Here is a 5631-nt window from a genome sequence, read left to right as displayed (position 1 = left end):
GCCCGCCCGGTCTCCTCGATCGCGGTGAGCGCCCGCCGGACGAACTCCGGATCGCGGTCCAGCACCTGTCGGGCGGGCGGCCATCAGGCCGGTGGGTCGGTCAGCGCCCGGACGTCCCAGACCCAGACGTCCAGCTCCCGGCGGCCGGGACCGACCAACTGGTCGACGGTACGCCGCAGCGGCTCGACCTGGTGCTGGCCGACCGGCAGCACGAGGATCGCCGCCCGCCAGTGCCGCAGCTCGTCCAGGGAACGCCGACGCTGCCGGTCGTCCAGTTGGGGGGTACGCCCCGTCGTGGCGACCTCCTCCAGCAGCTGCCCCATCCCGCTGGGCCGCCCACCGAAGCGGCCCGGGTCGCCGGTGTTGCCGTTGCGCGGGGCGAGGAAGTAGCCCCCGGGGATCTTGAAGTCGAGGTTGGCCGAGGCGGCCCAGCGCATCCCGTGCGTGTTGCCCATGCTCGGCACCGGGATCGGCACCAGCGTCTGGTCCGGCCCGACGTAGCCGCGCCAGCGGTCGGCGGTGATGAAGGCCGGCACCGCCGGGCGGGACGTCACCGCGAGGGGCATCGGCGCGATCGGCAGCAGCACGAGGACCAGCCCGGCGACGGTGAGCGACCGCAGGGTGGCCGGCGGCACGGGCAGCGTCCGGGACCGCTCGACCGCGTACGCCAGCAGCAGCCCGATGACCACCGTGGTGATCAGCCCGAAGCGGGTCGGCACCACCGCGTCGAGCAGCGGCAGTCGCACCAGCCACTCCCACGGCCCGGTGAGCAGATCCCGGTCCCACCAGGAGATCCGCTCCCCGAGTGAGAGCACGGCGAAGAACGCCCCGGTCGCGGCCAGCGCGCGGACCAGGGGTTCCCGGCGCAGCCAGACCACGATGCCCACGGCGACCAGGGAGAGGCTCCAGCCGAAGAAGGCGTTCTCCTCGGAGTAGTTCGGTGCCAGGTTGACGTTGGCCCGCTCGTTGCCGCCCAGCGTCGGCGAGCCGGGGGCGACGAAGGCGGCGATGTCGTTGCCGTAGTTGCGGACCGCGTCGCTGAGCCCGTGGTAAGCCATGGGCCCGGCGAACTGGATGTAGAGCGGGTACGCCAGCAGCGCTCCGGCGATCAGCGTGCAGGTGGCCAACGCCTTGCCGAGCGGGCGCCAGGCGGCCGACCACAGCGCCGGCCGCTGGACGACCACGGCGATCAGGAAGACCCCGCAGGCCAGCGCGGTGAAGAGCAGGATCTCCTCGTTGATGAACGCCTGGACGGTCACCAGCAGGGCCAGCAGCGCACCGTCGGCGTACGGCCGGCGGGACCGGGTGATCACGAGCACGCGCCACACGATGAACGGCAGCAGGAACTGGGAGATGATGTTCGGGTGCCAGTTGGCGTGCGCGAGCATCGCCGGTGAGAATCCGCAGAACCAGCCACCCACGGCCGCCGCGAGCGGACTGCGCACCACGTGCCGGGACAGGACGACGTACCAGGCCGCGGCGGTGCCGGCCAGTGCCAGCGTCACCAGCAGCACGAAGGTCACCGCCGGGCCGAAGAGCAGCGTCACCGGCACCATCGGGATGCCCAGCGCCAGGATGGCCGTGTTGGCCATCAAGTTGACCCCGTCGGGGTAGTTGAACTGCTCGGTGAAGAACGGGAACTCGCCGTGCAGCACGACCCGCACCGAGTGGGCGAGGAAGAACTGCACCTGCGCCGGGTCGCTGCTGTAGAGCGACGCCACCCGGCCGGACGGGTCGGCCCAGTGCTGGCTGGTCACCCAGACCGCGGCGAGCAGGAAGACGCCGAGGACCGTGAGGTCCTGCCGCCGGCGGGTCCCCCGCACGAACCGGCGGAGCCGTGCGCCGATCGGCAGGCTGCCGGGTGTGCGCTCCGCGGTTCCGGCATCGGCGGTGGCGGTGGCCGGAGGGCCGTCGAGGGCGGGCGCCGCCGGCGCGGCGGTGGGGGCCGGGCCGGCCGAGGGCGTACGTCCCGGCGCCGTTGCGCCGTCGCTCCCGGCACCGGTGGCCGGGGCGGACGCGGAGTCCGTGGCGGCGGCGGAATCCGGAGAGGACTCGGCGCGGGTCTCGGCAGGCGTCACAGTCGGCGGAGTCTACCCGAGGGGCCAAAAGGCACCAAAGCCCCCGGGACGTCCGGTGTGGACGGCGTGCCGCCTGAATGTCGACGGTCACCCGGCGTTGCGTATCATGGCGCTTTCGTCAACGACGCCGAGGCGATCGAGGGGACGTTCCAGGTGGTTCCAGCCCGCCGGCCTGGCACAACGGCCATCGCTCTGCTGGCCCTGCTGCTGACCGTGACCGCCTGCGGGCCGGTCGCCGACCGCCAGGCGCGCGACCTGCGCGTCGGCTACGACAGCCTCGACGGTTCCCTGGCGGTGTGGCCGCCGCGCGGCACGCTCGCCGACGACGGCGAGGTGACCCGGAACGTCACCGACGCAGTCCGGGAGTGGCGGTCCCCGGTCGACGACCGGGCGCACCTGCCCTCGTCGGGGATCCTCTGGTCCGGTGAGGTCGGCGGGGCCCCGCTGGCCCTGGTCGCCGCCGACGTCCCCGGCGAAAAGGCCTCCTGGCTGTTGCAGGTCACCGCGCGGGACGGCCGATGGGCGGTCACGCACGCCACCGAGTACACCGACCCCGGCTACCTGGTCTATGCCGACGTGCTCCCGGTGTCGGTCGCCGGGGAGCGCCGCTACCTGGTCTCCGCCCGGGTGGAACGGCTGCTCGGCCCGGACGGCCGGCCGGTGGCGCAGGCCGACGGGCTCACCGCCCCGGTCGCCGTGCCGCCCTGCCGGGCCGTGCCGCTGGCCGCGACACTGCGGGCCACCGAGTCGTTGCCCCGCGGCCGGGCCGCGGACCGCCTGCTCGATCTCGGTACCGCCACCGCCGCACCGCGCTACCCGCTGGTGCGGGACGAGTCCGGCTCCGGTCGGCGGGCCCTCAGCGATCTGGACACCTGCGCCCTGGCCGACGACGAGGGTCCGTTCGGCAGCATCCTGCGGCGCGTCGGGGACCGTGACATCGCCGAGTCGGTGCCGTCGTCCTGGCCGATGGCGAAGGTCTCGGTGCGCACCGTCGGCGAACTCGCCCTCGACCGCGGCGCACCGGCCGAGCTGGAGCAGTTGAGCTGGGAGACCGCCGACGGGACGATGACCGCGGTGGTCCACCGCCCGGCCGGCGGGGGTACCGCGGCGGTGTCGCGGGCGGACCGCGTCGATCCCCTCCAGTCGTACCTGCTGCCGGTGGCCAGCCGGAAGCTGTTGGTGCTGAGCTGGCGGGCGACGCGGGACAGCTCGCTGTCCGTTCCGCCCGGCACCACGAAGCTGGTGAACCGCCCCGGCCTCGTGGTCGTCGAGTGGCCCGCGAAGCGCGAGACGTTCAGCCTGGCCTCCGCCGACGAGACCCACTACCGCTCCGCCGGCGGCTGACCCTCCCCCAGACCCCACCCCTCCGCCTCGCGATCTTGCACTTTGTGTCGCGGCAAAAAGGACTTTCTTCGCGACACAACGACCGAAAGTGCAAGATCGCGGGGCGGGCGGGGTTCCGGGGCTGGTTAGTTCTGGGCGGGGGCGTCGTTGGTGCGGGTGATGACGGGCTCGACCGGCTCGTCGTCCAGGCCGGAGATCCAGCCGGTGACGTCGCGGGCCACGTCCTGCGCGGTCAGGCCGAGGTCGGCCAGGATCTGCGCGCGGGTGCCGTGCGGGTGCCAGTCGGCCGGTATGCCCAGGTCCTTGAGCGGCACCCGCACGTCGGCGTCGCGCATGGCCTGCGCGAGAGCCGAGCCGACACCGCCGACCCGGACGCCGTCCTCGACGGTGACCACGAGGCGGTGCCCGGCGGCCAGCTCGACCAGCTCGGCGGGGACCGGCCGGACCCAGCGCGGGTCCACCACGGTGACCCCGTAGCCCTGCTCGGCGACCCGGGTGGCCACCTCCATGCCCAGCTGACCGAAGGAGCCGACGGCGACCAGCAGCACGTCGGTACGCGCCGACTCGGTCAGCACGTCCACCGGGCCGACCCGGCGTACGGCGTGCAGGTCGGCGGCGACCGCTCCGGTCGGGAAGCGGACGATGGTCGGGCCGTCGTCCACGGCGACCGCCTCGCGCAGCTCCTCGCGGAGGGTGGCGGCGTCGCGGGGGGCGGCGATGCGCAGACCCGGCACCACGCCGAAGACGGACATGTCCCACATGCCGTAGTGGCTCGGCCCGTCCGGACCGGTGATGCCGGCCCGGTCCAGGACGAAGGTCACCGGCAGTCGGTGCATCGCCACGTCCAGCAGGACCTGGTCGAACGCCCGGTTGAGGAAGGTCGCGTAGACCGCCACGACGGGGTGCAGTCCACCGAGCGCCAGGCCGGCCGCCGAGGTGGCGGCGTGCTGCTCGGCGATGCCCACGTCGTACACCCGCTCGGGGTACTTGCGGGCCAGCTTGACGATGCCGGTGGGCTCGGCCATCGCGGCGGTGATGCCGACGACGTCGGGCCGCTCGTCGGCGATCGCGACCAGCTCGTCGGCGAAGACGTTGGTCCACTTGACCGACGGCGCGGCGGTGGACTTGCCGGTGGCGATGTCGAAGGCACCCGGGCCGTGGAAGCAGTCCGCCTCGTCCTCCTCGGCCGGGCGGTAGCCGTAGCCCTTGCGGGTCACCGCGTGCACGATCACCGGGCCGCCGAAGTTCTTCGCGGCGCGCAGCGCCCCCTCGACCGCGGCCACGTCGTGGCCGTCGACCGGACCGACGTACTTGATGCCGAGGTCCTCGAACATCGCCTGCGGGGCGACGGCGTCCTTGATGCCCTTCTTGACCGCGTGCAGCACCTCGTACATCGGCTTGCCGACCAGCGGGGTGGAGCCCAGGGCCTCCTTGACGGTGTCGAGCACCTTCTCGTAGCCCGGGTTGAGCCGCAGGAAGGAGAGGTGGTCGGCGAGGCCGCCGATGGTCGGCGCGTACGACCGGCCGTTGTCGTTCACCACGATCACCAGCGGGTTGCCGGCGGTGGCGATGTTGTTCAACGCCTCCCAGCACATCCCGCCGGTCAGCGCACCGTCACCGACCACCGCCACGACGCTGCGCTGCTCGCCGCGCAGCGCGTACGCCTTGGCCAGCCCGTCGGCGTAGGACAGGGCGGTCGAGGCGTGCGAGTTCTCGATCAGGTCGTGCTCGCTCTCGGCCTGGCTGGGGTAACCGGAGAGGCCACCGCGCTGCTTCAGCTTGTCGAAGCCGACCTGCCGCCCGGTGACGATCTTGTGCACGTACGCCTGGTGGCCCGTGTCGAACAGGAGCCGGTCCCGGGGGGAGTCGAAGACCCGGTGCAGCGCGAGGGTCAGCTCCACCACGCCCAGGTTCGGGCCGATGTGCCCTCCGGTGCGGGAGACCTTGGCGACCAGGAAGTCACGGATCTCGGCGGCGAGAATGCCGACCTGCTCGACCGACATCCGCTTGACGTCCTGCGGGCCACGGACGGTGGCCAGCAGCCCGGTGTGGTGGACCGTGTCCTCTTCAACACTCATGACGACAGAGTCTATCGGCCGCCGCACGGTCCGCAGCCCGGCCCGGATCAGCACGGGTCTGAGCCGCTGGTCAGCCCCGCACCCGCAGGCGGCGGGGCGGCGTACCGGGGTGGCCCCGCGGTGCCGCCGCC

3 protein-coding genes are annotated in these 5631 nt (G+C 73.1%); 1 reads left to right on the top strand and 2 read right to left on the bottom strand.

The genetic code is table 11. The features are described 5' to 3' along the window. Positions 1-83: 83 nt before the first annotated feature. Positions 84-1847, bottom strand: coding sequence for a hypothetical protein (locus AB0I76_RS21175; protein ID WP_357038043.1), 1764 nt, complete (start codon positions 1845-1847; stop codon positions 84-86). A gap of 384 nt (positions 1848-2231) precedes the next feature. Between AB0I76_RS21175 and AB0I76_RS21170 the strand changes: the two genes are divergently transcribed. Beyond that, positions 2232-3422 (top strand): hypothetical protein, encoded by a 1191-nt coding sequence (locus tag AB0I76_RS21170; RefSeq protein ID WP_357038040.1) that lies wholly within the window; start codon positions 2232-2234, stop codon positions 3420-3422. Positions 3423-3547: 125 nt separating this feature from the next. On the opposite strand, the gene dxs is transcribed toward AB0I76_RS21170, so the two are convergent. After that, positions 3548-5500 (bottom strand): 1-deoxy-D-xylulose-5-phosphate synthase, encoded by a 1953-nt coding sequence (dxs, locus tag AB0I76_RS21165; protein ID WP_357038037.1) that lies wholly within the window; start codon positions 5498-5500, stop codon positions 3548-3550. Positions 5501-5631: the final 131 nt, after the last annotated feature.

The organism is Micromonospora sp. NPDC049799 (assembly GCF_040656655.1).
In the GTDB taxonomy this organism is placed as follows: domain Bacteria; phylum Actinomycetota; class Actinomycetes; order Mycobacteriales; family Micromonosporaceae; genus Micromonospora.
This window is presented reverse-complemented; position numbering and strand designations above follow the sequence as displayed.

Coding starts and splice junctions, on each gene's coding strand:
- dxs (WP_357038037.1), bottom strand. CDS start 5,500: ATGAGTGTTGAAGAGGACACGGTCCACCACACCGGGCTGCTGGCCACC.